Origin of the sequence: Dyadobacter sp. SG02, assembly GCF_900109045.1 — a bacterium.
Classification (GTDB): Bacteria; Bacteroidota; Bacteroidia; order Cytophagales; family Spirosomataceae; genus Dyadobacter.
This window is the reverse complement of record NZ_FNYL01000012.1, coordinates 186040-212597: the sequence shown is the minus strand read 5'-3', so window position 1 is coordinate 212597 and position 26558 is coordinate 186040. Positions and strand designations below refer to the sequence as shown.

Sequence of the window (26558 nt, the reverse complement as noted above, 5' to 3'; positions counted from 1 at the left end):
AATGAATATGTATAAAAAACAATTCAGCCGGCTGCTGTTGCTTGTGCTTGCATTTGCAGCACAGGCCGCATTCGCCCAGAAGAAGCCCAACGTAATCGTGATCCTCGCCGACGACCTCGGCTACGCCGATCTAGGTTGTTACGGCAGCGAAATCCCGACGCCTAACCTGGATAAACTGGCGCAAAACGGCGTAAGACTGACCAATTTTTACAACACGGCCCGCTGCTGCCCCACGCGCGCGGCCCTGCTCACGGGTGTTTACAGCCATCAGGCGGGTATCGGGCATATGATGGACGATAAGGGCACCGATCACCCGGCCTACCGGGGTCAGTTGAACCATAACAGCGTCACTATCGCCGAGGTAATGAAAAGCGCGGGCTATTTTACGGCTATGACCGGTAAATGGCACGTCGGTCACCAGCACGGCGTGTACCCGTCAAACCGCGGCTTCGACCGCTCGCTGCATGCGCCTGCGGGAGGTTTTTATTATGCCAATGGCAACAATGCCAAGCTGTTTCTGAATGGTCAGGAAATTCCGAACGACTCGGATAAGCTGCCGAAGGATTGGTACTCGACCGACTTGTGGACCGATTACGGCCTGCGGTTCATCGACGAAGCGGTGGCCGAGAAAAAGCCGTTTATGCTTTACCTCGCGCATAATGCGCCGCATTTCCCATTGCAGGCGCCCGAAGAAGATATTGCCAAATTTCGCGGTAAGTATCTCAAAGGCTGGGAAAAGTTGCGCCAGGAACGGTACGAGAAACAGATCAAATTAGGTCTTGTGGACCCGTCGTGGAAACTGCCGCCGATTAACCCGAATGTGAAGAAATGGGACAGCCTGAGCGACGCGGAGAAGAAGCGTTATGACGATATGATGGCGATTTACGCGGCGGTGATCTACCGGCTCGACAAAAGCATCGGCGACCTGGTGGCGGGCCTGAAAAAGCGGGGCGTTTTTGACGATACTGTCATTTTGTTTGTGTCGGACAATGGCGGTAATGCTGAACCAGGCATCGAAGGCCGCTATGAAGGCGACCAGCCCGGTACGGCCAAATCGACCGTTTTCCTGGGCCAGGGCTGGGCGGAAGCGGCTTGTACGCCGTTCTGGGCTTACAAGCACCATACGCACGAAGGCGGCATTTCGTCGCCGGGCATTATCTCGTGGCCCGCGGGCATCCCGGCGTCGCGCAACGGCAAGTTCGAACGCCAGCCCGCGCATATTATCGACATTATGGCCACGCTCGTGGATTTGGGTAATGCTAACTATCCGTCAACTTATGCCGGTAACACCATCCAGCCTCTGGAAGGTGCGAGCTTGAAACCGGCATTCACCGGGAAACCCATCAACCGCAAGAACCCTATTTTCTGGGAACACGAAGGCAACCGCGCAATCCGCGACGGCAAATGGAAACTCGTGGCGGAAAAGACCGAAAAATGGCAGTTGTATGATGTGGAGAAGGACCGCACGGAGCTGAACGACCAGTTCGACAAGCAGCCTGAAATCGCTAAAAAGCTAGTGGCCAAATATGAGGAATGGTACAAACGCGTAGGCGCCGAGGATTATGACAAGACTTTCAAGTGGTTTTACGATTATGATAAAGCCAAACAGGAAGCCCGTGCCGGAAACGGGAAATAATATTTGACCATACCCGACAACACTTGACAATGTCTGACCATACCCGACAACCCATGACCCTAAAACAACACCTGACCCTGCTCCTGACGCTCCTGGCACTCGCCCCGGCGCTGGCGCAGAAGCAAACGCCGAACATCGTCCTGATCCTGGCCGACGATATGGGCAAAGAATGCATTGGTACCTACGGAAGCACCTACCAGACCCCGAATATCGACCAACTCGCCAAAGAAGGATTGAAATTCAACTATGGCTTTTCGCAACCGCTTTGCACGCCTTCCCGCGTGCAGATCATGACCGGGAAGTATAACTATAAGAACTACTCCGAATTCGGCTTTTTGAACCAGGACCAGAAGACTTTCGCGCACCTGGCGAAAGAGGCGGGTTACACTACCGCCATTGCCGGCAAATGGCAACTCGGCGCCAATCAGAGACTGCCGAAACACTTCGGTTTTGACCAGTATTGCCTCTGGCAGCTCAGTAAACCACGCCGCGAGGGGGAACGCTACGCCAAACCGCTCATCGATCGCGACGGCGAAATCCTGAAAACGGATGCCGACGATTACGGGCCGGATATTTTCACCGATTATATGCTCGATTTCATTGAAAAGAATAAGGACCGCAAGTTCCTGGCCTATTTCCCGATGGCGCTCGTGCATGACCCTTTCCTGCCGACGCCCGACAGCAAAAGCTGGAAACCGGACGTGGAAGGGCGTTTTAAGAAGGATACGGCGAATTTCAGGGATATGGTTTCCTATTTGGATAAAAATGTAGGCAAGATCGTGCAAAAACTGAAAGCGCTGGGACTGTATGAAAATACCATCATCATTTTCACCGGCGACAACGGCACCGGCAGGCCGATCGTGACGCAGCTGAAAGACGGCAGCAAGCTGCAAGGCGGCAAAGGGCTCACTATCGACCGCGGGCATCACGTGCCCTTGATCGTCAACTGGGGCTCCGGGCGTTACAAAACCCACGAAACCAATGATCTCGTCGATTTCACGGATATACTCCCCACCATCGCGCAGGCCGCAAATGTAAAAGTGCCTGCCGGCTGGAATACCGACGGTACCAGCATTCTGCCGCAGATCAAAGGCGAAAAAGGCACGCCGCGGAAATGGATTTTCTCGCATTACCAGCCCATTCACTCGGAAGCGGCCAACAAGCAATCGGCCCGCTTTTTCAGGGACCGGCATTACAAGCTCTATTCCGACGGCCGTTTTTATGATTTGCAAAAGGATATTGAAGAAAAGAACCCTATTGCATCGGGCAAGGCAGGCGTCGAAGGAGAGAAGATCAGAAAGGTTTTTCAGGCGGAAATGGATAAGCTCCCGGCCTGGAAATTCGGCGACCCGGGCGTCGCGAAAGTGATATTGCCCGGCTTGGAACCCGACCCGGCGTTTGCGGATAAGGCGGATTAATGCATTAAAATAAATACTATGATCAGAAAATTTCAACGTGGCGTATTACTGGCGTTCGCGATACTGCCGGGGCTGGACACATTTGCCCAAAACGCCAAAGCGCAGGACAACCAATACAACGTCCTCTTCATCGCGGTCGACGATATGAACGACTGGATCGGGCCGTTTGAAGGGTATCCCGGCATTAAAACCCCGAATATCGACAAGCTGGCGAAAAAGGGGGTGATTTTCAAAAGGGCCTATTGCTCCGCGCCTGCGTGTAACCCGTCGCGCGCGAGCCTGCTCACGGGCGTGAGGCCGTCGAGCTCAGGGGTTTACCATAACAATCAGCCGTGGCGGCCGGTTTTGAAGGACGCTGTGACTATTCCGCAATACTTCACGGCCAATGGGTACGAAGTAAAAGGAGCAGGCAAGATTTTTCATAATGCATTCAACGACAATGCTTCGTGGCCTTCCTATTTCGGTATTCCCAAATCGCCGGAGCCTCCGAAGGCACCGGTAAACGGCTTCGCGCATTTCGATTGGAGCCCCGTGAATGTGCAGGATGAGGATATGGGTGATTATAAGGTTGTGAATGAAGGGATTGGTTTTTTAAAGGATAAACATGAAAAGCCGTTCTTCCTGGCTGTTGGTTTCACGAGGCCGCATTTGCCTTGGTATGTGCCGCAGAAGTATTTTGACCAGTATCCCTTGTCCTCCATTAAACTACCCAAAACCATTGCCAACGACTTGCAGGATGTGCCGGATGCGGGGGTGAAAATCGCGAAGCCGAAGGGCGATCACAAGTTTATTGTAGAGCATAAGCAATGGGCAAAGGCCGTGCAGGGGTATCTGGCGAGCATTACGTTCGCGGACGGGCAGATCGGTCGTTTGCTGGATGCATTGGAAAAAAGTGCGTATGCCAAAAACACGGTCATCGTTTTCTTCGGCGATCATGGCTGGCACCTGGGTGAGAAGGAACATTGGCGGAAATTCGCACTGTGGGAAGAGGCTTCGCGGGTTCCGTTTATCGTTTATGCGCCGGGCTTGTCGAAAGCGAGCGGCGTTTCGGAACGCACCGTGAACCTGATGGATATTTACCCTACCCTCACCGAATTGTGTAAATTACCTGCCAAAAAAGGCGTGGAAGGAAACAGCATCGTGCCGTTGCTGAAAAATCCGGCAGCTGCGTGGAGCCATGTCTCGGTTACAACTCACGGATTTGGCAATCACGCGGTACGGTCCGAAAAATACCGGTATATCCGCTACAACGACGGCTCGGAGGAGCTTTACGACCACGACGCAGACCCGCAGGAATGGAAGAACCTGGCAAAGGATGCGAAATATGCGTCGGTGAAGGCGGAACTGGCAAAGTCTTTGCCGAAAACCGACGCGAAGGACGCCCCGACAGTGAAAGAGGGCAAAGAATAAATCAAACCATAAGTTATGATGAAAAAATACGCATTGCTGGCGCTGGCAGCGCTTTCACTCACTCCTTTTGCGGTATCGGCAGCCCCGGACGGAGACGAGAAGGCTAAGCCGAAATACAATGTCCTGTTCATCGCGGTCGATGACCTTAACAACGACCTGGGTACTTACGGGAACACATTCGTGAAATCCCCGAATATCGACCGGCTGGCCCGGCGGGGCGTGCGGTTCGATAAGGCATATACGCAGTTTCCGCTTTGCAGCCCCAGTCGCTCTTCGCTGCTTACGGGCCAGCGGCCCGATGTGACGAAGATTTATGAGTTGCAGACGCATTTCCGCAAAAATCTGCCGGACGTTGTCACGTTACCCCAGCTTTTTAAAAACAATGATTATTACAGTGCACGGGTAGGCAAGATTTACCATTACGGCGTGCCGGGGCAAATCGGCACCGACGGCCTGGACGACCCCGATTCGTGGAACCACCGGGTGAACCCCAAAGGTCGTGATAAAACCGAGGAGCCATTGATCAAAAACCTCACGCCGGACCGTGGGCTGGGAAGCGCACTGGCCTGGCGTGCGACGGAAGGGACGGACGAGGAACAAACCGACGGGATGATCGCCAGCGAGGCCATCAAGATCATGACCGAGAAAAAGAACGAGCCGTTTTTCCTGGCTGTGGGCTTTTTCAGGCCCCATACCCCTTATGTGGCGCCTCAGAAATATTTCGATATGTACCCGGTAGACCAGGTACCGCTTCCCAAAGAGATCCCGAACGACCTCGACGATGTTCCCGAAGCTGCATTGTTTACCAAACCGCCCCACTGGGGCCTGGACGAAGCGAAACGTCGTGAAGCGTTACGCGGGTATTATGCAACCATCAGTTTTATGGATGCACAGGTAGGGAAACTCATCGATGCCGTTGACAAACTGAAACTCGCCGAGAAAACCATTATCGTGCTTTGGAGCGACCACGGCTACAATGTGGGCCAGCACGGACAATGGATGAAGCAAAGCCTCTTCGAAAACTCCGCACGCGTGCCGCTGATCATTTCGGTTCCGGGCGGGACGAAAGGCAAAGCATCCGCCCGCACCGTGGAGTTGGTTGATATTTACCCGACCCTGGCAGAACTCTGCGGCCTCGATCCGAAGCAGAATTTGCAGGGCAAAAGCCTCACGCCATTGCTGAAAAACCCGGCTGCTCCGTGGAATAAGCCTGCTTACACCCAGGTTAAGAGAGGCCAGATTTTCGGCCGCAGCATACGTACGGAACGTTTCCGCTATACCGAATGGGACGGCGGCAGGGCAGGTGTGGAACTCTACGATCACCAGAAAGACCCGGGCGAGTTTACCAACCTGGCGAAGGATAATAATTTCGTCATTACCGTCAATGAGCTGGCCGTGTTGTTGAAAAAAGGATATCCGGAAGCGGAGCAAGCGGCAGGGAAATGATTTTACAATACCGAAATGTGATCCGGTTGTCGATCGCGGGCCTTGTGCTGGCGATGGCAACCGGTTTTGCATTGAAAACCGACCGGAAGCCAGCGCCGCGCAAGCCTAATATCGTGATAGTACTTGCCGATCAGTGGAATGCGCAGTCGCTCGGATATGCGGGTAATGCGGATGTGAAAACGCCCAATCTCGACAAACTGGCGCAACGGAGTGTGGTTTTTACGACCGCCGTTTCCGTGATGCCCGTATGCAGCCCCGCGCGGGCGAGCCTGCTCACGGGCCAGTACCCGCTCACGCATGGGGTGTTTTACAATGACAGGCCTTTGCGGAATGAGGCGCTTACAATGGCCGAGATTTACAAACAAGAGGGTTATGCAACCGGCTACATCGGCAAATGGCATATCAACGGGCAGGCCAACAACGAGAAGCAATTCGCCGCCCGCAACCGCGCCGTTCCGGCCGACCGCCGCCAGGGCTTCGATTATTGGAAGGCCCGCGAAGTAACGCACGATTACAATAGCTCGTTCTATTTCGATGAAAACGATGTGCGCCACGAGTGGAGCGGCTACGACGCGTTTCCGCAGACCGATAGTGCTATCAGCTTTATTGACAGAAATAAAAATAACCCGTTCCTGCTGGTACTCTCGTGGGGACCGCCGCATGATCCCTACCAGACCGCGCCGGAAGCCTACCGCAAAATATACGACCCCGCGAAGTTGAAACTCCGGCCAAATGTACCCGATTCGCTGCAAGCAAAAGCCCGGAAGGACCTGGCGGGCTATTATGCACATTGCACCGCGCTCGATAAATCGGCCGGTGACCTTCTTGAGGCATTAAAAAGGGCTGGTATTGAAGAAAATACGATCCTGCTTTTTACCTCCGATCATGGGGATATGCTTTATTCTCAGGGCAAAGTCAGGAAACAGAAACCCTGGGACGAATCGATATTGGTGCCGTTGCTCGTGCATTACCCGGCGGGGCTGGGCAATGCGAAGCGAGAACTTGCATTGCCTTTTTCGAATGTTGATATCCTGCCTACTTTATTGGGTATCAGTAATATCAAGATTCCTCAGGGCGTGGAAGGTACCAATTATGCCACGCTGTTAAGTGGTAAACAGAAAGCAACCGGCGACGAGTCGGCATTAATACAAGTACCGGTGCCGTTTCATGAAAACAATTTCCTGAATGGCGGAAAGGAGTACCGCGGCATTCGCACGAAACAATATACTTATGTGAGAGATTTAAAAGGTCCGTGGCTTTTGTACGATAATGCAAAAGATCCTTATCAACTGAAAAATCTCATAGGCTCACCGGCGTACGCGCCGGTGCAGGCAAAACTCGAAAAAGCGCTCACGACGAAACTCGCGGAAGCCAAAGACCGGTTCCTCACCGCCGATGAATACATGCGGCAATGGAATTACCGGTACGACGGCAAGGACAGTCTTCGTGTGAGTGGTTTGTAATATGCAAAAGACACTAATGATCATCGCGCTGGCACTCGCGTATACGTGTACGGCGCTCGCGCAACAGGCAAAAAAGCCCAATATCATTTTCCTTCTTACCGACGACCACCGCTGGGACGCGCTGGGTGCGATGGGTAACAAGGTCATCCGGACCCCGCATCTCGATGCGCTGGCAAAACGGGGCATTTTGTTTCGGAATGCCCACGTTACCACGGCCATATGCATGGTGAGTCGAGCCAGTTTGCTGAGCGGACAATACATGTCGCGGCACGGGATCAATGATTTTAATACTGATTTCAAACCGGCCGCATTGGCCGATACCTATCCGGCATTGCTGAGAAAGGCGGGTTACAAGATTGGTTTTATAGGTAAGTTCGGGATCGGGGTGAAGAACCAGCCGGATACGCTGTTCGATTACTGGGCTGCGAAAAAGGAAGGCCAGCCACCCTATGAGCTGGTCGATCAAAGTGGTCATGTCATCCACCATACCGATAGCGTCGGTAAGGATATTACGCAATTTCTCGAACGTTTTGCGGGTAAGGAAGCCCCTTTCTGTCTCTCGGTAAGCTTCAAAGCGCCGCATGAACTCGACGGCAATCCGCCGCAGTATCCCGTTCAGGAACGCTTCAAGTCACTATACGAAAACGTAAAAATCCCCGACCCGCTCACGGCCGCGCCGCAGTATTGGGACAGTCTTCCGGCATTCTTTCGCACCGAGCAAAACATTGGCCGCGACCGGTGGAAACCGCTATTATCGACTCCGGAACTCCGACAACAAACCACCCGCGACTACTACCGCCTCATTACCGGCGTCGACGAAGTAGTGGGAAATATGGTAGCGCAGCTCAAAGACCTGAAAATCGACCAGAATACCCTCATCATCTTCATGGGTGACAATGGCTTTTCGCTTGGGGAGCATGGTTTGGAGGGGAAGTGGTTCGGTTTTGAAGAATCCATTCGCGTGCCGCTGATCATTTCTGGCGGCGCGTTGCCGAAAAGCCTGCAAGGTCGGTCTTCCAATCAGCTCGCATTGAATATCGATATTGCGCCAACTATTCTTTCCGTCGCGGGCGTAGCCGCACCGCGCGCAGTGCAGGGCTACAACCTCCTCGCCGTCGAGCAAAAGAAGTTACCAGCCCGCAAGGATTTTTTCTACGAACACACCTACCTGGGCAGCCCCCGCCTGCCGAAAGTGGAAGGTGTTGTGACCCCGGATTTGAAATACATGATTTATACCGAGCATGGGTATGAGGAGCTTTATGACAATGCGAAGGACCCGCATGAGACAGTGAATTTGGCGAAGCGAAGCTCGGAAAAATTACGGTTGGAGAAGCTAAGGAGGCGGTATGGGGAATTGAAAAAAGAGGTGAAATAACGAGGGCGTTTTTTACCTGCGTTTTTTGGACGAGGGCGAAAAATGAAGAAAAACGCCCTTGTTTGGAAGTGCATTACTCCACAGGATATAGCTGAGGCAGTTTTCGTTGAATGCCATCGTAGCCCTCGTAGGGATAATCCTCGAAATCGTTGTATTTAAGATCATCCAGGATTTCCTCGTTGTCGAACACCCGAACTCGCTCAATCATTCCACGCTCGTCAAGTGTAAGTTTCGACCAAAGCAACGTAATGATGATTGCCATCTTATCGTATTTATGTACCCCGGAAAGGGATGGAGCGCTCACACCCAGTACGAACCGATTTTTTACCATGCCATGATGCGCCGGGGCGAGTCCGATCGCATTTACGATTAGCCCTTCATTCTTCGCTTCCTGAAACACTTTGGTGAGCGTTGCTACCAACTCTTTTGCAGCCATAGCATGACAATTTTGAGTGAAAATACGAAAATTTTAGCTTTTTCCGGCTGGCATGCCAGGTCATACCTACGTTGTTCTGACCAGTCTGATACTAGTGACCAGCTTATTTGAAAAGCAGAGTCGGACCGGCAGTGGGTTTCTAATTCACGCGATAACCCTGCCAGTGTAATGAGGTCGGAGAGGTCATGAATCATAAAAGATTTCGAGATATGCCTCGGCACCGCATCTTTCTCAAACATCTCAATATCCAGCTTTCTGCAAACCACCGCTTTCAAAGCCAGCTCAATCGCGTAGCCACCGATGTAGTACGCACCACCAATATTGCCATTCGCAATGAGGCATTCCGCATCGCGCAGCCGTTCGAGCGCCAGTAATTTCAAAGTAGCAGCACTTGCCAAGGTCTGATGGATTTTAGTTTGCAGATGAATAAGTTAAAAGCAAACTAGGATTTGTTGCAGTTGGATCAAGAATCAAATGTGCAAAGTCACTTGACGGATGTGCAAGCGGGTGCATTGAGGTTGGTGCTTTAACTTTTCAGCACATTCATAAGCCGGAAGTTCAGATAGAGCTTCTCTTTTCCAACTGTTACACTTTGCAGGAAATTCTTTTCTTCCAGGCTTTTCAGGTAGTTTCCGACGGTTTTGATATGTTACCTGCGTATTAAGAACGAAGGTAAAAATATTGAAAAAACGCCCTCGTTCAAATTTCAACGGTAAAAAACGCCCTCGTTTTTTTGCATTCTTAAAATCTTTTATCAATCTTTGTCTATCGAATTTGTAGATTTATTGAGAACGAAGGGAGAGGTTAGGCTCTGTGATCTTCTGGCAACCTGTGACTCGTCAAGGTGCCCCAACCTAATTCTATTGATAAATCTGAAAATCCAACCACGTTAGTAAACTGGTATCGTGCAGTAAATCAGGCTGTCTGGCCACGGGTGATCTGTGCTTTGCCGACAACAAACTTTGATCAACAACAAACCAGAGGCACATGGAAATTTATCTGGACAATGCAGCTACGACCGCGCCGGACCCGGAAGTGATAGAAGCGATCCTGCCATTTTTGACCACACATTATGCCAATCCTTCGTCGGCACACGGTGCCGGAAGAAGGGTAAAAGAGGCGGTGGATAATGCTCGCCGCACGGTAGCGCATTTGCTGAATGCTTCGCCGGAAGAGATATACTTCACCGCCGGCGCGACCGAGGGCATAAACCTTGCGCTATCCGGTGCGATTCAGGCTTACGAGCTGAACCACGTTATCACAAGCCGTATCGAGCATAAGGCGGTTTTGCAAACATTGAAGCGCCACGAGAAAGAGGGTGACATCGAAACGAGTTATGTGAAGCTCGACGAGCGTGGCAATGTGGATCTCTACCACCTCGAAAATCTCCTGCGGGCAAACCCCCGCACGCTCATCGCGCTCATGCACGGGAACAATGAGATCGGGAACCTGACCGACATCCACGCGATCGGCGTGCTGGCGCGGCGGTATAATGCCGTGTTTTTTACCGATACCACGCAGACCATGGGTAAGGCGCGTTTCGATTTGCAGGGCGCCGATATTGATTTTCTGGTGGGTTCTGCACATAAGTTCCACGGTCCGAAAGGGGTAGGTTTTGTTTATATCAACCAAAAACACGAGCTGAAACCGCTGATTTACGGCGGAGGCCAGGAGCGTGGCCAGCGTGGTGGTACCGAAAATGTCGTCGGGATTGTGGGGCTGGCGAAGGCTTTGGAAGTAGCGTACCGCAACCTGGAAACGAGCCAGACCAAAATCTGTAAATTAAAACAGTACCTGGTATCGAAGCTGGCGATCAGCGGGATCGAGGGGATTTGTTACAATGGCGAGAGTAAATCCATCGAAAATAGTGTGGCTAATGTATTGAATGTCTCGTTTCCCTGTTTGAGTACGGGAAGTGTCGTTACAAAGCTGGACCAGTTGGGTATTCAGGTTTCGGGCGGGAGCGCTTGCCAGGGCGGGGGCGCGTCGCATGTGATACAGGCACTGGCGTGCGAGGCCGATAAGGAGAATGTACGGTTCTCGTTCAGCAAGTTCAACACGTTTGAGGAGCTGGATCACGTGGTGGATGCCATTGTGCGGATCTACGAATCCGACCCGGCCATTGCAACCGGCAAAGCCTGGAAAAGGATCGCAAGCTGGGCCTGACGACCTGAAAGTGGCGCCCGGATGTTGCATTTCCACCGATTATATTACATTTGTATATTAAATCTATAAAATAAGTAGAGTAATAATTGATTCACAACCATTTAAGCTGTCCCTAACTTCCAATCCACATCATGAGAAGAAATTTAGTGTTGATTTTCCTCCTGTTCAGTGTCGCCTGGCTGCAACCGGCGCGGGCGCAGACGATCCCGGTCACCGGCAAGGTGACCTCCACCACCGGTGAAACGCTTCCCGGCGTTACGGTCCTCATCAAAGGCACCTCCAAAGGCGCAACGACCAACAGCGACGGCAGCTACGCGATCGAGGCTGACGCCGGTTCTATATTGAAATTTTCGTTTATCGGTTTAAAATCCATTGAATTAGCCGTCCCGCGCGACGGCAAGCTCGACGTGCAGCTCGAAAGCGACGAGACGATCCTGCAGGAAGTGGTCGTGACGGCGCTTGGCATTGCCAAAGAGAAGAAATCGCTCGGTTATGCGGTGCAGGAGTTGCAGACCAAAGACGTGGCCGAAGCGCGGGAGGGGAACCTGGTGAATGCACTTTCGGGCAAGATCGCGGGTGTGAACATTACCAATAGCCAGGGCGGGATGGGCTCGTCGCGGATCGTGATCCGGGGCGAAACGTCGATTGCGGGCAACAACCAGCCGCTTTTCGTGGTGGACGGTATCCCGGTCGATAACTCGCAGCTGGGCGCCGGTGCCAATGGCTCGCGCGACTTCGCGAATGCGATCGCGGACATCAACCCGAACGATATCGAGTCGATCAGTGTGCTGAAAGGGCCGAATGCGGCTGCATTGTACGGTTCACGCGCTTCCAACGGGGTGATTTTGATTAAAACCAAAAGCGGTAAAGGCACGCAACGTGGCCTGGGCGTGAATGTGAATTTTGGGTATTCATCTGAAAAATTACTGGTATTGCCTGAATATCAGAATGTTTTCGGTCAGGGAACGGGTGGTGCATTCTCTTATGTGAATGGAAAAGGCGGCGGTATCAACGACGCGACGGACGAAAGCTGGGGCCCGAGAATGGACGGCCGGCTGATCCCGCAATTCTTCTCGAACGGCGAGGCGGTACCATTCGTGGCGCATCCCGATAATGTCAAAAACTTCTTCGTAACGGGCCACACGCGCACGACGGGGGTGTCCGTGGCGGGCTCGAACGATAAGGTCGATTACCGCTTCTCATTCAACAACAGCAAGCAAACCGGCGTGATCCCAAATACGGATATTTCCAAGAATTCATTCGGGGTAAATACGACTTACCGATTGAACAACAAGCTGACACTTTCGACCAGCGCCAATTTTGCACGGAATAGCTCGGATAACCTGCCCGGAACGTCGGGCCGGGGGAGCAGCGTGATGTTGCAATTCCTGTGGTTCGGACGTCAGGTGGATACCGAGTTGTTGAAGGATTACAACAAAGGCGGTTTCGATTACAACTGGAATCACAGCTATTACAGCAACCCTTACTTGCTGCAATACGAAAACACCGCCCAGCAGCGCCGTGACCGATTTTTTGGGAATGTAAATTTGAACTACAAAATTACCGATTGGCTCACAGCCAATGTGCGTACGGGTAACGACTACTATAACGACAAGCGCAAGTTCAAAGTCGCGTACGGGACCAATGGAACGCCATATGGCTCCTATACCGAGGACAGCTACGTCGTGAATGAGAACAATACCGACTTCAATTTCAATTTTCACAAAAACGTAAGTACCGATTTCGAGCTCGACTGGCTTGTGGGCGGGAACCTCCGAAGCAATTTCAACGAGCAGAACTACCAGCAGGCGCCACGCCTGGCCGTAGCCGACCTGTACACGCTGAATAACTCGCGCGACCCGCTGGTTTCTTACAATGTGCTGCGTAAACAAAAGGTTTACAGCGCATTCAGTTCCGCACAGCTGGGCTTCCGCAATTACGCGTTTTTGAACCTCACGGCCCGTAACGACTGGTCGTCTACATTGCCTACCGGCAACAATTCGTACTTCTACCCATCCGTGAATGCGAGTTTGGTGCTGACCGACGCATTCAATATCAAATCCAATGTACTCACCTACGCCAAACTCCGCGGCGGCTGGGCGGAGGTGGGCAAGGATACCGATCCTTACCAGCTGGTGAATACCTTTCCGTTCAACCAGCCGTTCGGTGCGGCGCCTTTGCTGACGGTTTCGGATGTGTTCCTGAGCGAGGATTTGAAGCCCGAAATCACCCAATCGACCGAGATCGGTGCGGATGTGGCACTGTTCCGTAACCGGGTTAGGCTGGATGTAAGTTATTATAATACAGATAGCTATAACCAGATCCTGCGTGCGGACGTGAGCCCGGCGACGGGTTACAAGCAAAAGCTATTGAACGCCGGCCACATCAACAACCGCGGTATCGAAGCCATGCTGAATGTGAAGCCGATCGAAACAGAATCGGGTTTCAGATGGGATATCGGCATCAACTTTTCCAGAAACCGTAGCAAAGTGGTGGAATTGGATGACGAGGGCTTCCTGAATGATTATAAGCTCGGTACCAATGGCGTCACAGTTTACGCGAGCAAGGGCCTGGGTTACGGTGCGATCTTCGGGTCCGCATTTGCGCGCAGCGAAAACGGCGAGCAGATCATCGGTAGCAATGGATTACCTACCAGGGACCCGAGTCTGCAAGTACTGGGACATTACACGCCGAAATGGATGGGCGGAATTAATAACTCATTCTCTTTCAAAGGATTTAATCTGAGCGTGCTGATTGATACAAAGCAAGGAGGCTCTATTTACTCGGCTACCAATGCGACGGGCCGCTATACAGGCGTGCTGAAATCGACTTTGCAAGGTCGTGATGCCGATCACGGCGGTTTGACCTACTATTACCCCGGTAACAACAAGGCTGGTGTAGCGGTACAGATTGCCAATGCCGCCGCTGCCCCCTCGGGCGCGGTCGTGTACGACGATGGTATCATTGCCAAAGGAGTAACCACCGACGGTAAACCGAACACGGTGATCGTTCCGGCGGAGCGCTATTACAAAGGTGTTTACAGCAACAGCGCGGGTATCAACGAAGCGAGCGTATTCGACGCATCGTTCATCAAGCTGCGCGAAGTAAAACTCGGCTACACCGTTCCGCAGACATTCATTTCCAAATTCAAATTGCAAAGCCTGATCCTCTCGCTGTACGGACGCAACCTGGCGTTCCTGCAAAAGAAAGCGGACAATATCGATCCTGAAACGGCTTTCAACACCGGCAACACGGGCCAGGGGCTTGAATCGTTGCAGCTGCCGACAACCGCTTCTTACGGTTTCAACATTTCAATAGGCTTTTAAATTGACCCATATCGATGCGTACCAATAACATGACCAAAGGATTTGTGATCGCTGCCGCCGGCCTGCTCTTTACGGCCTGCCAGGATCAGCTTGAAGAAACAAATACCAACCCGAACGAGGCGATCAAGGCACAGCCGGAATATTTGCTGGCCAATGCGATCAAGTCCAATGCGGACCTGACGCTCGGCTCGGATGCTTCGATGGAAACTACCACGCTGTTTATCCAGCATTGGGCTAAAATTCAATATACCGACCCGGACAAGTATACCGTGAGCATTACCAACGTGCAAAACGTCTGGACGAACCTCTATTCACAGGGGCTGACCGATTTTGCAACGATTATTAAGCTCGGGGAGGAGAGCGGCAACACCAATTACCAGGCGGTAGGTCTGATCCTGAAATCGTGGTCGTTCCAGCTGCTGACCGATTTGTACGGCGACATTCCGTACAGCCAGGCATTGAAACTGAACGAAACGCTCACGCCGAAATATGATTCGCAAAAGGACGTTTACCTCGGTCTTTTAAATGACCTGAAAAAGGCAACCGAGCTGATCGATACAAACGGTTCTCCCATTAGCGGCGACCTCGTTTACAATGGAAACCTGACGAAATGGAAGAAGTTCGCGAACTCCCTGCGCCTGCGCATTGCATTGCGCATTGCGGACAAGGAGCCCGAAACCGCGAAAGCCGTGGTAGCCGACCTAGCCAAAGACAAAAATGCCCTCATTGCATCGAACGACGAGATCGCACAACTGATTTACCTCGCATCGCCGAACCAGAACCCTGTTTCCCGCGACCGCGAGACGCGCGACGATTACCGCGTGAGTAAATCGATCATCGATAAGTTGCAGGAACTGAAAGACCCGCGACTCGCTGTTTTTGCCAACAAAACCGTCGATGCAACGCCTATCGGCTACATTGGGGTAACGAACGGCCTTCCTGCCGATTCGGCGGCGAAACTGGGCTTTACCAAAACCTCTAAACTGGGCGATTACTTCACGGCGGCAGCTTCACCGGCGGTTTTTGTAAGCTATGCGGAGGTTTTGTTCAATTTTGCGGAGGCGGCACAGCGCGGTTTTATTACTGAGAATGCGTCTGATTTGTACAAAGCGGCGGTGACGGCCTCGTTGCAGCAGTTTAAAGTATCCAATGCGGATATTGCGGCTTACCTCGCTCAGCCGTCCGTAACTTTCAATGCTGCGAACTACAAAAAATCGATCGGGGAGCAGAAATGGCTGGCGTTGTTCAGCCAGGGCCTGGAAGCATTCGCGGAATGGCGCCGCCTCGATTATCCGCAGCTAAAACCGGCCTATGCGGGCGTTTTGAATGGTAAATTACCGCTTCGCCTCACATATCCGACCGGCGAGCAAGCCCTCAATGCAGCCAACTACAAAGCCGCCGTAGCCGCCCAGGGCGAAGACCGCCTGACGACCCGGCTTTGGTTCGACGCATTCTAATTTTAACAAAATTTAATGTGGCGTACTGGCACTTAACGGGGCTGGGGGGCGTAATGATAGTAAGGCGCCGTTCGCGGCGCTGACCATGGACGATCGATCACAGACCATGCTTGTTATAAAGTTCTGATAGCAAATAGGGCCCAAGGTCGGCGGTCCATGGTCAAAAAAAGAATATTCTCAACAAACCACATAAATAACAACAACAATGAGCAAAACCTTTTTTCTCCGGATCATTTACCGGAATGCCGGGAATCTGCACAAAATTACTTCCAGTGTGGAATCTGTAAACGGGGCGAAGATCAAGCATCTGAATTTTATCAGCAAAGGCAAAAGTTTCGTGGGCGTGATCGCGTTCGAAGCATCCCAGCTGATCGATTTTGAAAAAGTCATGACGCTGATCCGCCGCAACCGCGACATTTCAGAAGTTGAACGGATTATGGATAGCTCACTTTGTTGTTGATCGTGATCAGAATGTGATTCCAAATTGAAATCCTACCGTGACGGAAGCCGGGTGCCCGTTCCCGAAGCGAAATGGCACCGGCACCGCCACAAAATAGCCGCTGTGCTTATTTTTCTTCACGATTTTATTCAAAACCGGCGTAAAGCCATACCTCCCGGCCGTTTCGAACGCGGCACGGCCGGCGAAGGTAAGCCCGGGTGCTAATGTCACGAGAATACCCGGGTGAAAAAGGAAATTCGCCATCTTGCTAGTACCTTTCTCAGCCCTTATCAGCGGTACAAACTCCGCCGAGAAACCTATTTTAGGACTTTTCCAGATATTAATGCCGGTAGGTAATCCCACCACGTAATAGCTATCGAAATTGGTGGTAGTACCTTCGTTGCTGAACGTCACAATCGGGTGCAGAATGCCGACGTAACCTGCCACACGCGGGTACACGGGCGCGGGGGTAGGAGCAGGTGTGGCGGCGCTCGCTTGCGCGGACACGGGTTGCGCCTGCTGTTGCGCGCAGGCGGTGCCCAATGCAAGCGAAATGATGATACTGAGCGTAATAAGGAGTTTTCCGGTAAAAGAACGGAGCATAAACAGGTTGGTTAGAATGAAAACGGGTAAACCGTCATGCAATTCTAAAAACCAATGCGCGGGCAGGATAGAACGGATTTAACGTTTTGGATTTCCTTTACCTTTTCGGAAAGATTTTCTGTATTCCGAGGGCGTCTGCCCGGTATGGGCCTTGAAAACCCGGTTGAAATGGCTCTGGTCCGAAAAGCCGGTGAGGTAAGCGATCTCGGCCAGGGTATCTCCCGAAGATTCGAGCAACTGAATGGCCTTCTCGATCCGCATCTTCCGGATGTACTCACCGAAGGAAAGGTTATCGAAATACCTCGAAAACTCCCTCGACAGGTAAGCAGGGTTTACGTCCAGTTCTTCGGATGCGATTTTGAGATTGAGGTTCAGATTGGTATCAATATGGTCCTGAATGAGGTTTTTAAGTTCTTTGGTCCAGGCCGGCACCTTGGTTTTCTGTTCCCTTTTATTACTGATATAGGTTTTATAAATCTGCAAAAGCAAATGCTCGGTGGGGCTTTGGGTGTGCTTTTCCTTGCGTAAATGCGAGGCCCAGCTGTACAGTGCGTCGTAAATGAGCATGCCTCTTTCGAGCAGCTCCTGGTCGTCCTGGGTGTTATAAGCCAGTCCCGCGGAAATAGCCCACAATCCCGATGATTGCAGCGCCAGGGTGTGGTCGTCGGTATCCGCCCCGCGCACGATGGGCGCCATAACACTCAATGCGGCGTCCTTCAATTCGTACTTTTTGATAAAGTAATCGAACGTGCATTGGTCGTCATAATGCGTGAATTCGACGCCGGGGATGTCGAACGGCGTCGCACCAAGTAATGCGGCTTGCTGCATTACCTGGTGCTCGGGCACGTAAATGATTTCTGCATTGGGATCAATGAAACGCCGGATAAGCCATGGGCAGGCCAGGCGGTCTATCTTCGGACGCTCACGGGTGATCCATTTCATATCAGCAAGTGGCTGCTACCTGTTTGGGTTTTCTGTATTTGTGTAAATTAATCAAAAGAACACTACCCAAAATCACGATCAGCCCGGAAATCTGTAATGGTGTAATCGATTCATGTGCGAAGAAGATGCCTAACAGCACCGCTACGACGGGGTTGACGTAGGCGTAGGTACTTACTTTGGTAGCCGGTTGCACTTTTAAGAGCCACACATAAGCACTGAACCCCGCTATGGAACCAATAAAGATCAGATATGTGGTGGCGAGCCATGCGTTCACGGGGATCGCTGAAATGTCGATGGCGGCCCATTCGCCGGAAATCAGGGTGCCGGGGATGAATGCGATACCCGCGGCCAGCATTTGCCAGGTCGAGTTGACGGTGGCGGAGTTGGAAACCGAGTTATATTTGGAATACAAAGAACCACCCGCCCAGGCCATGGAGCTGAATACGACGAGTACCATCGCAAACAAATCGCGGCTGCTGTTCATCGACGACATAGTGGCCATTATTTTTTCGTAAAACAGCAATATCACCCCCGCAAAACCGATCACGAGGCCGACGATCGTCGATTTGTTGCTCAGATTCTCCGACCATTTAGGTTTATCCAAAAGCACGAACCACAGCGGGGCAGACGACACCATAATCGCTACCATTGCGCTTGGGAGGAATTGTTCCACCCAGATAATCACGCCGTTACCGACAAATAGCAACAATAAACCCGTCACAATGGCGGGTTTCATTACTTTCCAGGAAAACACTTCTTCACCTTGCATGACGCTCCAGCCCAGCATCAGCAAGCCGGCGATGATAAAGCGGAATGCACCCAGGAAAAATGGCGGAAAACCTTCCAATGCCCGCTGGATGAAGAAATAAGTGGATCCCCAAACGATGTAGACCGTGGCGAATGCCAGTACCACCATTAAGGTTGACGGAGCTTTTGTTGATGTTTGCATGGCGATTTCATTTTTCTGGTATAACTAATTGTTGCTCTTCCTTGACCGTTTCCAGGACGATCGTCGTGCGTGTGGATGTGATATTCTGTATTTTGCTAAACTTGTTGCGCATCAGGTCCATGAGCGACGCCGAGTCGGCCGTGCGGACTTTCACCATGTAACAATCCTCGCCCGCAATGTGATGAACCTCTTGTACTTCCGGGATTTTGGCCAATTCCTTCGCGGTGTTATTGCTCCCCATTCCTTCCGAAGATTTCATCGCGATAAACGCCAGTAAACTCTGCCCCAATGCCACCGGATTAATGCGCGTCGTATATTTGACAATCACCTGCTTCTGTTCAAGCTTCTTGACCCGTTCCAGCACCGCCGAGGGCGCCATTTCCAGCTCGCGCGCGAGGTCGGCGTTCGTCATGCGCGCGTTCTCCTGCATGAGGCGGAGAATGCTGAGGTCGGTTTTATCGAGAACAATATCTGTTCCGTTCATGATGCTGTGAGATGGGGTTCAAATAGAATGATATTCAAAAAATTGACTTATATTTTGAATATTGTTCAGTTAGTACACTGGAATATTTATAAAAGTTCGTCATAGGGTAGGTATTTTAGAATTTTATTCGAAATTATCGCAAAATAAGTAGCGATCGTGCGGAATGCGATTATTTTCCATCTTTGCATTATCTCGAATCCTGAACCATACACGCATGAAAAGACTTTTAATGAGCCTGTTAAGCGCACTGCTCTGTGCAGCTGCCGCAATAGCGCAAATCGATACGAAAGCCACGCCGGAAACCACCGCGCTCTACCGTAACCTCAAAAAACTTTCGGAACAAAACATTCTTTTCGGCCACCAACACGCTACGGAGTACGGGCACGGCTGGTCGGGCGACGCCGAACGGTCGGATGTAAAATCGGTGACCGGCTCGCATCCGGCGGTGATTGGTATCGATTTCATGGGGCTTTCGGGCCGACCCGTCGATGAAATTGCAAAAACAGCCGAAGCATTGCGGAAGAATGTGGTGGCAACCTATAACCGCGGCGGCATTACCACTGTGGCCTGGCATTTTTCCAATCCGGCTTCGGAAGGTGGTTTTTATTGGAAAGATGATGTTTCAAAACCAGCAATGGCGCTGATCAAACCCGGGGGCTCGCATCATGAGCAATACAAACTGATCCTGAAAACCATCGCCGATTTCGCGCATTCGGTCAAAGGGAAGGACGGTACGCTGGCGCCGATGATCTTCCGGCCGTTCCACGAATTTGACGGCGACTGGTTCTGGTGGGGCAAAGGGCATACTTCGAAGGAGGATTTCATCGCAGTCTGGCGCTTCACGGTCTCGTACCTGCGCGACCAGCTGGGCGTGCACAACTTCATTTACGCGTTTTCTCCTGACAATAAATTCACTTCCGAATACGAATTCCTCGAACGCTACCCCGGCAACGAATGGGTGGATATGGTGGGAATGGATAACTACGGGGACTTCGGCCGCGACGGCAAGTACAACCTGGAAGCAGGCGCGAAGAAACTCAAAATCGTTTCGGAGTATGCTCAGAAAGCCGGCAAGCTGGCTGCCTTCACCGAAACCGGCCTCGAAAGCATTCCTAACCCGGCATGGTGGACGGAAACATTGCTCAAAACATTGAAAGCAGAGAAGTTGCAGCTCGCCTACGTGCTCGTCTGGCGCAACGACACCAAAAGCCCCACGCACTACTACGCCCCCTTCCCCGGCCAGGTCAGCGAAGCCGATTTTGTGAAGTTTTACCATGATCCTTACACTTTGTTTGAAAAGGATTTGAAGGAGGTGTATAAATAAATGCGTCGTTTTATAAATAGACGGGCTAGCTTGCGCGTTGAGCTGTTATCGCGTGGTCACATTGTGTCCCGCGCCAGGATTTGTATAAAATTGTGTAAAAAAACATGATGACTTTTAGTTTCAAGCTTGCCAACCGTAAAAACCTTCTTTTATTGACCGGCGTGGTTATGATGTTCGTGGGTGCTTCCTGTGCCCCGAAGTATGAGCCCACACCTGCGCCGGACCGGTTACTTCCGGAATTGACGACGGGTATAGCCACTTTTAAAGGCAACGCGGTCGAAAACTTCTACCTCAATTATGTGAGCCTGGGCAATGTGCCGATCGAGGAATACGGCATTGTATATGCGTTTTTGCCCGATACCACCGCCGTAGACCTCGTTATCGGCGGCTCTTATCCAACGGCAAAGTTCAAGAATGCCCCGAAGACGGGAGCCAATACGGAGACTTTCAACATCGCTCTTCCCAGTGGCATGCATGCATTGTCCTACCGGGCCTACGCAAAAGTGGTCGGCGGCGAAGTGCGTTATGCAAGCAACCGGATGAATAAGACTTACTAGCTATGATTAGCCCGTTTACGAATGTCCGGCTATCGTTGATTTTGCCTTTTGCTAACCAATAAGGTAAGCTTGTACATTAAAATTCAGTAACGGGTGCATGCCTGATTATCATTGCCGAAAAGATCATATGGCGATGATAACACGCATATCTATGGCGCATGTAAAGTTTTTGGCAGCTTTGCTACTTCTTTGCGCAACATTACTTTCCTGCGCACCACGGCACGAGCATCCCAAGCCGGAGCTGGCTTTTCGAACCGGGCCGGCCGTATTCATGAAGCTCGGAGGGGTAATCAATACTTTCACTGTGATATTTGATGAATTTGGTCCTGAACCAATTGAAGAATATGGCATTGTCTACAAATTCGATGACAATGTGCAGGAAAATCATCCGGACTTGCGTAACCAAAAGGTAGCATTTGACCAGCCTGCCAGGCAATATAGCAACGATAAGATTGTCAACATTGGGATTCCTGTCGGGTCACATGCCTTGGGCTATCGCGCCTATGTCAAATTAAAGGATGGTCGGGTCGAATATGCTGTTCCGATCGTTGTCGTTTTCTGACACCTCACTCATGCATAGCCTGCTCCTGAAACTTCCTGCTAACCAAATGGTAGTTAAATAACTCCACCAGGTCAATCAGCACGGTGTTTGGGTCGTTGGCGTTCAGGTAGGTGCGTACTTTCCTGATGAAGTCGTAGAGCGGTTCGTAGTATTTATGGCCGGTTTCTTCCTGGAAATCCTGGATCGTGAATGCGTTGCCCTTTTTCAGGATCATATATACGGCAATAAAGAAGTAGGAGATCGGGAGTTTGCTGCCTTCGAGCACGGTGCCGCTTTGCAATGTGGTGCGGAACCGGCATTGCTTGCATTGAAACTGCTGCTTCGGCGCGAGCCAGTAGTGATGGGTGCCGCCGCATTTCTTGCAGATGATCCCACGCCGTAACCTGAAATCCTTGAATGCCTCCGTCGCGATGGTTTCGTTCTTGTAAATATCGATCAGATTGCCCGCTTGCATAGTGAAAATGATAGATTGAGAAGTCCAAAGCTAAGAAAAAAGACAATATAATATAAAGTCTATCGAATTTATATAGAATATTTTTAGTGGTACACTGCCAAATCGATCAATCCACGAATTCTATTAAAACGATAGGAAAATATGCCAAATTTTAGTCGGCGCGAGCGCTTTATCGACGAATTTTATTCCTGGTATTTGACAAATGAAAACACTATATTGGTACAATCTACGGGTGCCGGCTGGTTTGAGAAATGGGCTTGTAAAGGGCTGGTGGCAGGTTCTGTGGTTCTTTAAATGCCTGATTTATAGTTCACGTATGTTTGTGATCGTTAATCCGGTCGCGTCCTGGCAATACCTTGTGGCGCAATGCAGCTCGTTTCTCAATAATAATCAAATACAGAATGGCCAAGTTAAATCAAAATCAAACTGCGCTCGGTGACGTGGCAGCACGGCAGTTGGCGATCGCAACCCGTACGGTGCCTCAGTTCGAGGCAATTACCCCGCGCTGGCTGACGCATTTGCTGAACTGGATCCCCGTGGAATCCGGCGTTTACCGTCTGAACAAAGTAAAGGAAGGTAGCACCGCGGAAGTAGATTGTTCCCGTCGCGACGAGCGCGAGCTGCCGCATACCTTTATTGATTACGTTGAAAATCCGCGTGAATACAACCTGACAGCGGTTCAAACGGTGCTGGACGTACATACCCGCGTGTCCGATCTGTATAGCAAACCTTATAACCAGATCAGCGAGCAGCTTCGCCTGACGATCGAAAGCATTAAGGAACGCCAGGAAAGCGAGCTGATCAACAATGGCGAATATGGATTGCTGGCCAGCGTAGCCGACAAGCAAAAGATTTCGACCCGGCTCGGCCCGCCTACGCCCGACGATCTGGACGATTTGCTCACCAAAGTATGGAAAGAACCCGGTTTCTTCCTGTTGCACCCCCAGGCGATCGCCGCATTCGGTCGCGAGTGTACGCGTAAGGGTGTTCCACCTCCGACGATCTCGCTTTTCGGTTCTCAATTCATTACGTGGCGGGGCATTCCACTGATTCCTTCCGATAAAGTACCCATCGAAAACGGTAAGACAAAAATCCTGCTGCTGCGTACCGGCGAAAGCCGCCAGGGCGTGGTAGGGTTATACCAACCGGGTTTGCCGGGTGAGCAGTCGCCGGGGCTTTCTGTCCGCTTTATGGGCATCAACGACAAGGCGATCGCCTCGTACCTGGTGTCGCTATACTGCTCGCTGGCCGTGCTGGTCGACGACGCGATTGCGGTTTTGGAGGATGTAGAAATCGGTAACTACCATGAGTACAAATATTGACGGATTGCCGGACGGTCTGCCAGATGGCTTTCCAGACGGTTTCCCAGGCGGTTCTTCGGGTAATTTGCCCGACGCCGGTGCTTTGGAGCGGCTCGCTAACGAGCTTTTCAAGGCATTGCCGGGTGAAATGCCATCGCCCGTATTCTCGCCAAACCTCGAAGATCATCCGAGGGCGCAGAAAATGCTGGGGATTATTCAACAGGAGTTGGGTCAGGGACAACCGCCATTGAACCCGCATTCCCCCTCGCATCAGGATTTCGACCTGGACGAGCCGCAAACGAGCCTGCCCGATCCGCATTTTACGGACGGTCACGTGCCGCCTTCGGCGGCCGGGGTAGGTGTGTCGCCCGGGAATGTACCGGCAGTCGGGCAAGCGCCGGGCGGCCGGAAGCCAGCGGGGTACGCCCCGGGTGGTCAGAATACCGCCGGCCAGGTGAACGCGTCATCCCCGTACGCATTGGATAACCAGCACGATCTGACGGACATTTTCAGTAGTATTCCTCACTTCGGCAGTTCTGCGCGCATGCCTTATTCCGGTACGTCGCCGTCGTTGCCGTCGTACTATTTTCTGAATGAAAATTTGACAGAAAAGCCGCATATTCCGGGTGCATCCAACTTTTTGCCTCATAGCTTTTCGCCGTTTTCGCTCAGCAATATCCATGTTGGCAATGACCGCGACCAGCTCGGACGTGCGGTTCAAAGCCCTGTCGGCAAGATACCGTTCGATGTAAACCGCGTCCGCAGCGATTTTCCGGTTTTTAAGGAGCGTGTGAACGGTAAGCCGCTGATCTGGTTCGATAATGCGGCAACTACCCAGAAGCCCAAGCAGGTGATCGAGCGGATCAGCTATTTCTACGAACACGAAAATTCCAACATCCATCGCGCAGCGCATGAGCTCGCCGCCCGCGCTACGGATGCCTACGAGGGCGCACGGGAGAAGGTAAGGGCATTTGTGAATGCAGGTTCCGTGAATGAGATCGTTTTTGTGCGCGGTACCACAGAAGCCATTAACCTGGTAGCCAAAACCTGGGGTGATCAGAACCTCAATGCAGGCGATGAAATCATCGTAAGCCACCTTGAACACCACGCCAATATCGTACCGTGGAAGCAACTGGCGGATAAAAAGGGCCTCGTCCTGCGCGTTATCCCGGTCGACGACGACGGGCAGATTTTGCTGGATGCCTATGCCGGATTATTGAACCCGAAAACCAAGCTCGTTTCCTTCACACAGGTTTCGAATGCATTGGGAACGGTAACGCCCGCGAAGCAGATCATTGAAATGGCCCATTCGGCCGGGGCGAAAGTGCTCCTCGACGGTGCACAATCCGTCTCGCACCTGCGCACGGACGTAACTGCACTGAATTGCGACTGGTTTGTCTTCTCCGGCCACAAAGTTTTCGGTCCGACCGGCATTGGTGCATTGTATGGAAAAGAAGAAATCCTGAATGCGACGCAACCGTGGCAGGGAGGGGGCAATATGATTGTGGATGTGACTTTCGAGCATATTCAATACCACAAAGCCCCCTCGCGCTTCGAAGCGGGCACCGGTAATATCGCGGACGCGGTGGGGCTGGGAGCGGCGTTGGATTATGTGAACCAGCTCGGTATCGAAAATATCCATCAGTACGAACATTTTCTGCTTGAATATGCAACCGGTTTCATGAAAAATGTGCCCGGGTTGAGCCTGATCGGTACAGCGAAGGAGAAAGCATCGGTACTGTCATTTGTCCTGGATGGTTATAAAACCGAGGAAGTAGGGGCGGCGCTCAACCAGGAAGGCATCGCCGTGCGCTCCGGCCACCACTGTGCACAACCCATTCTGCGAAGATTCGGCCTCGAAACCACCGTTCGCCCTTCGCTCGCATTTTATAATACCTGTGAGGAGATTGACGTGCTGGTGGCAACGCTGCATCGATTGAGCGCGCAGAAGAAGTAAAACACATGTCATCACTCATCGATCTTCTTAAAAAAACACATCATGCAGAGTGGGAGGCGACTCCCTCCTGGCATGATGCCACAGCCTGGCTCGACGACCTGATCCATTTTCTCTTTCCAAGCAATAATTTGCCCAAAAAGACCTCCTATGAAGGTATTTTGAAGAAAAATCAGATCGATCTTGAAAATATCCTGCTCAGCTACCTCGATCCGAAAAAGGTCGCTATCGAACAAAAAGTGGCGTCTTTTTACGATGAGCTGGAAGCGATTTACAAGAACCTGCGTCTCGACGCCAGCAAAATCTACGAATACGATCCCGCCGCGACGAGCGTCAACGAAGTGATCGTTTCCTACCCCGGTTTTTACGCGATCGCGGTATATCGGTTTGCCAACAAGCTGAGTATTCTGGAAATTCCGGTGCTTCCGCGCATTCTTACCGAATATGCGCACGGCAAAACGGGCGTCGATATTCATCCCGAAGCCACTATCGGCGTGCCGTTCATGATCGACCACGGTACCGGCATTGTAATCGGCGCGACCTCGGTGATCGGTAAGAATGTGAGCATTTATCAGGGGGTTACCCTGGGTGCATTGCAGGTTGCGAAAGAGCTTTATAATACCAAACGCCACCCAACGGTAGGCGATAACGTCATCATTTACGCGCGGACAACCATCCTGGGAGGCGACACTGTCATCGGCGAAAACAGCGTCATAGGTGGCAGTGTTTTCCTTACCAAAAGCGTCGCGGCTAATTCACAGGTGTTTAACACGCATCAGCTGAGGATTACAACCAAGGTGGAGGGGTGAGGTTTCGCGATTTTGACCGCTGACGGTTATATCGCTTTTTTGCCTAA

23 protein-coding genes, 1 pseudogene and 1 riboswitch are annotated in these 26558 nt (G+C 51.7%); of the genes and pseudogenes, 16 read left to right on the top strand and 8 right to left on the bottom strand.

The window, feature by feature from the left end; translation table 11 throughout:
• Positions 1–7 precede the first annotated feature (7 nt).
• Genes BMW93_RS25770 through BMW93_RS25745 form a run of 6 tightly spaced genes read left to right on the top strand, consistent with a single transcriptional unit; the run spans position 8 to position 8748 of the window.
• Entirely contained in the window at positions 8–1636 is a 1629-nt protein-coding gene (locus BMW93_RS25770; protein ID WP_090383316.1) for an arylsulfatase, read from the top strand.
• A gap of 53 nt (positions 1637–1689) precedes the next feature.
• Complete coding sequence (locus BMW93_RS25765) at positions 1690–3054, top strand: sulfatase-like hydrolase/transferase (protein ID WP_090383158.1); 1365 nt, start codon at positions 1690–1692, stop codon at positions 3052–3054.
• Between the two features lie 18 nt (positions 3055–3072).
• Positions 3073–4464 (top strand): sulfatase, encoded by a 1392-nt coding sequence (locus BMW93_RS25760; protein WP_090383155.1) that lies wholly within the window; start codon positions 3073–3075, stop codon positions 4462–4464.
• A gap of 15 nt (positions 4465–4479) precedes the next feature.
• A complete protein-coding gene (locus BMW93_RS25755) occupies positions 4480–5910 on the top strand; it encodes a sulfatase (protein ID WP_229240810.1) in 1431 nt (476 codons plus the stop codon).
• Positions 5907–7373, top strand: a complete 1467-nt coding sequence (locus BMW93_RS25750) for a sulfatase (protein ID WP_229240807.1) — start codon at positions 5907–5909, stop codon at positions 7371–7373. The genes BMW93_RS25755 and BMW93_RS25750 overlap by 4 nt, the downstream gene beginning before the upstream one ends.
• Before the next feature lies 1 nt (position 7374).
• Positions 7375–8748: a sulfatase gene (locus tag BMW93_RS25745; RefSeq protein WP_090383153.1), complete on the top strand. Its 1374-nt coding sequence runs from the start codon at positions 7375–7377 to the stop codon at positions 8746–8748.
• A gap of 73 nt (positions 8749–8821) precedes the next feature.
• Here BMW93_RS25745 and BMW93_RS25740 read toward each other — a convergent pair whose 3' ends face one another.
• The 3 genes from BMW93_RS25740 to BMW93_RS36350 form a co-directional block, all read right to left on the bottom strand.
• Entirely contained in the window at positions 8822–9184 is a 363-nt protein-coding gene (locus BMW93_RS25740) for a hypothetical protein (protein ID WP_090383150.1), read from the bottom strand.
• Positions 9163–9582 carry a DNA-binding protein gene (locus BMW93_RS25735; RefSeq protein ID WP_143061726.1) on the bottom strand — a complete coding sequence of 140 codons (420 nt, stop codon included), beginning with the start codon at positions 9580–9582 and terminating at the stop codon, positions 9163–9165. The genes BMW93_RS25740 and BMW93_RS25735 overlap by 22 nt, the downstream gene beginning before the upstream one ends.
• 128 nt (positions 9583–9710) lie before the next feature.
• The gene (locus BMW93_RS36350) at positions 9711–9830 is read right to left on the bottom strand and encodes a hypothetical protein (RefSeq protein ID WP_409013118.1); all 120 of its coding nucleotides are present in this window, start codon (positions 9828–9830) and stop codon (positions 9711–9713) included.
• 133 nt (positions 9831–9963) lie between these two features.
• Positions 9964–10057, top strand: a riboswitch (SAM riboswitch).
• Positions 10058–10171: 114 nt separating this feature from the next.
• On the opposite strand from BMW93_RS36350, the gene BMW93_RS25730 reads away from it, so the two are divergent.
• From BMW93_RS25730 to BMW93_RS25715, 4 genes are all read left to right on the top strand, one after another.
• The gene (locus tag BMW93_RS25730) at positions 10172–11350 is read left to right on the top strand and encodes a cysteine desulfurase family protein (RefSeq protein WP_090383145.1); all 1179 of its coding nucleotides are present in this window, start codon (positions 10172–10174) and stop codon (positions 11348–11350) included.
• A gap of 131 nt (positions 11351–11481) precedes the next feature.
• Entirely contained in the window at positions 11482–14676 is a 3195-nt protein-coding gene (locus tag BMW93_RS25725; protein WP_090383143.1) for a SusC/RagA family TonB-linked outer membrane protein, read from the top strand.
• 14 nt (positions 14677–14690) lie between these two features.
• Positions 14691–16133 carry a SusD/RagB family nutrient-binding outer membrane lipoprotein gene (locus BMW93_RS25720; protein ID WP_218147737.1) on the top strand — a complete coding sequence of 481 codons (1443 nt, stop codon included), beginning with the start codon at positions 14691–14693 and terminating at the stop codon, positions 16131–16133.
• 205 nt (positions 16134–16338) lie between these two features.
• Complete coding sequence (locus BMW93_RS25715; RefSeq protein ID WP_090383141.1) at positions 16339–16593, top strand: hypothetical protein; 255 nt, start codon at positions 16339–16341, stop codon at positions 16591–16593.
• Positions 16594–16599: 6 nt separating this feature from the next.
• On the opposite strand, the gene BMW93_RS25710 is transcribed toward BMW93_RS25715, so the two are convergent.
• The 4 genes from BMW93_RS25710 to BMW93_RS25695 form a co-directional block, all read right to left on the bottom strand.
• Complete coding sequence (locus BMW93_RS25710) at positions 16600–17175, bottom strand: hypothetical protein (protein WP_090383306.1); 576 nt, start codon at positions 17173–17175, stop codon at positions 16600–16602.
• 78 nt (positions 17176–17253) lie between these two features.
• Complete coding sequence (locus BMW93_RS25705; RefSeq protein ID WP_090383139.1) at positions 17254–18117, bottom strand: chromate resistance protein ChrB domain-containing protein; 864 nt, start codon at positions 18115–18117, stop codon at positions 17254–17256.
• 1 nt (position 18118) lies between these two features.
• On the bottom strand, positions 18119–19066 hold the full coding sequence (locus tag BMW93_RS25700) for an EamA family transporter (RefSeq protein ID WP_090383136.1): 948 nt from the start codon (positions 19064–19066) through the stop codon (positions 18119–18121).
• A gap of 7 nt (positions 19067–19073) precedes the next feature.
• Complete coding sequence (locus tag BMW93_RS25695) at positions 19074–19550, bottom strand: Lrp/AsnC family transcriptional regulator (protein WP_090383134.1); 477 nt, start codon at positions 19548–19550, stop codon at positions 19074–19076.
• A 214-nt stretch (positions 19551–19764) separates the two neighbouring features.
• On the opposite strand from BMW93_RS25695, the gene BMW93_RS25690 reads away from it, so the two are divergent.
• The 3 genes from BMW93_RS25690 to BMW93_RS25680 all read left to right on the top strand — a co-directional run bounded on the left by BMW93_RS25690 (position 19765) and on the right by BMW93_RS25680 (position 21993).
• Positions 19765–20874 (top strand): glycoside hydrolase family 26 protein, encoded by a 1110-nt coding sequence (locus BMW93_RS25690; protein ID WP_409013117.1) that lies wholly within the window; start codon positions 19765–19767, stop codon positions 20872–20874.
• A gap of 104 nt (positions 20875–20978) precedes the next feature.
• The gene (locus BMW93_RS25685) at positions 20979–21431 is read left to right on the top strand and encodes a hypothetical protein (protein ID WP_090383129.1); all 453 of its coding nucleotides are present in this window, start codon (positions 20979–20981) and stop codon (positions 21429–21431) included.
• A 151-nt stretch (positions 21432–21582) separates the two neighbouring features.
• The gene (locus BMW93_RS25680) at positions 21583–21993 is read left to right on the top strand and encodes a hypothetical protein (RefSeq protein ID WP_143061725.1); all 411 of its coding nucleotides are present in this window, start codon (positions 21583–21585) and stop codon (positions 21991–21993) included.
• 240 nt (positions 21994–22233) lie between these two features.
• On the opposite strand, the pseudogene BMW93_RS36345 reads toward BMW93_RS25680, so the two are convergent.
• Positions 22234–22447 (bottom strand): annotated as a pseudogene (locus BMW93_RS36345) (transposase); the annotation flags it as partial.
• Between the two features lie 401 nt (positions 22448–22848).
• Between BMW93_RS36345 and BMW93_RS25670 the strand changes: the two are divergent.
• The 3 genes from BMW93_RS25670 to BMW93_RS25660 are packed head-to-tail and all read left to right on the top strand — an operon-like array spanning position 22849 to position 26511.
• Complete coding sequence (locus tag BMW93_RS25670) at positions 22849–23769, top strand: family 2A encapsulin nanocompartment shell protein (RefSeq protein ID WP_090383120.1); 921 nt, start codon at positions 22849–22851, stop codon at positions 23767–23769.
• Complete coding sequence (locus BMW93_RS25665; RefSeq protein WP_090383118.1) at positions 23753–25705, top strand: family 2A encapsulin nanocompartment cargo protein cysteine desulfurase; 1953 nt, start codon at positions 23753–23755, stop codon at positions 25703–25705. The genes BMW93_RS25670 and BMW93_RS25665 overlap by 17 nt, the downstream gene beginning before the upstream one ends.
• 5 nt (positions 25706–25710) lie before the next feature.
• Complete coding sequence (locus tag BMW93_RS25660) at positions 25711–26511, top strand: serine O-acetyltransferase (RefSeq protein ID WP_090383116.1); 801 nt, start codon at positions 25711–25713, stop codon at positions 26509–26511.
• The last annotated feature ends 47 nt before the right edge of the window (positions 26512–26558 follow it).

What these genes read in the sequence shown, in the direction of transcription:
- BMW93_RS25770 (WP_090383316.1), top strand. Translation starts at nt 8, where the DNA reads ATGTATAAAAAACAATTCAGCCGGCTGCTGTTGCTTGTGCTTGCATTT.
- BMW93_RS25765 (WP_090383158.1), top strand. Translation starts at nt 1,690, where the DNA reads ATGACCCTAAAACAACACCTGACCCTGCTCCTGACGCTCCTGGCACTC.
- BMW93_RS25760 (WP_090383155.1), top strand. Translation starts at nt 3,073, where the DNA reads ATGATCAGAAAATTTCAACGTGGCGTATTACTGGCGTTCGCGATACTG.
- BMW93_RS25755 (WP_229240810.1), top strand. Translation starts at nt 4,480, where the DNA reads ATGATGAAAAAATACGCATTGCTGGCGCTGGCAGCGCTTTCACTCACT.
- BMW93_RS25750 (WP_229240807.1), top strand. Translation starts at nt 5,907, where the DNA reads ATGATTTTACAATACCGAAATGTGATCCGGTTGTCGATCGCGGGCCTT.
- BMW93_RS25745 (WP_090383153.1), top strand. Translation starts at nt 7,375, where the DNA reads ATGCAAAAGACACTAATGATCATCGCGCTGGCACTCGCGTATACGTGT.
- BMW93_RS25740 (WP_090383150.1), bottom strand. Translation starts at nt 9,184, where the DNA reads ATGGCTGCAAAAGAGTTGGTAGCAACGCTCACCAAAGTGTTTCAGGAA.
- BMW93_RS25730 (WP_090383145.1), top strand. Translation starts at nt 10,172, where the DNA reads ATGGAAATTTATCTGGACAATGCAGCTACGACCGCGCCGGACCCGGAA.
- BMW93_RS25725 (WP_090383143.1), top strand. Translation starts at nt 11,482, where the DNA reads ATGAGAAGAAATTTAGTGTTGATTTTCCTCCTGTTCAGTGTCGCCTGG.
- BMW93_RS25720 (WP_218147737.1), top strand. Translation starts at nt 14,691, where the DNA reads ATGCGTACCAATAACATGACCAAAGGATTTGTGATCGCTGCCGCCGGC.
- BMW93_RS25715 (WP_090383141.1), top strand. Translation starts at nt 16,339, where the DNA reads ATGAGCAAAACCTTTTTTCTCCGGATCATTTACCGGAATGCCGGGAAT.
- BMW93_RS25710 (WP_090383306.1), bottom strand. Translation starts at nt 17,175, where the DNA reads ATGCTCCGTTCTTTTACCGGAAAACTCCTTATTACGCTCAGTATCATC.
- BMW93_RS25705 (WP_090383139.1), bottom strand. Translation starts at nt 18,117, where the DNA reads ATGAAATGGATCACCCGTGAGCGTCCGAAGATAGACCGCCTGGCCTGC.
- BMW93_RS25700 (WP_090383136.1), bottom strand. Translation starts at nt 19,066, where the DNA reads ATGCAAACATCAACAAAAGCTCCGTCAACCTTAATGGTGGTACTGGCA.
- BMW93_RS25695 (WP_090383134.1), bottom strand. Translation starts at nt 19,550, where the DNA reads ATGAACGGAACAGATATTGTTCTCGATAAAACCGACCTCAGCATTCTC.
- BMW93_RS25690 (WP_409013117.1), top strand. Translation starts at nt 19,765, where the DNA reads ATGAAAAGACTTTTAATGAGCCTGTTAAGCGCACTGCTCTGTGCAGCT.
- BMW93_RS25685 (WP_090383129.1), top strand. Translation starts at nt 20,979, where the DNA reads ATGATGACTTTTAGTTTCAAGCTTGCCAACCGTAAAAACCTTCTTTTA.
- BMW93_RS25680 (WP_143061725.1), top strand. Translation starts at nt 21,583, where the DNA reads ATGGCGCATGTAAAGTTTTTGGCAGCTTTGCTACTTCTTTGCGCAACA.
- BMW93_RS25670 (WP_090383120.1), top strand. Translation starts at nt 22,849, where the DNA reads ATGGCCAAGTTAAATCAAAATCAAACTGCGCTCGGTGACGTGGCAGCA.
- BMW93_RS25665 (WP_090383118.1), top strand. Translation starts at nt 23,753, where the DNA reads ATGAGTACAAATATTGACGGATTGCCGGACGGTCTGCCAGATGGCTTT.
- BMW93_RS25660 (WP_090383116.1), top strand. Translation starts at nt 25,711, where the DNA reads ATGTCATCACTCATCGATCTTCTTAAAAAAACACATCATGCAGAGTGG.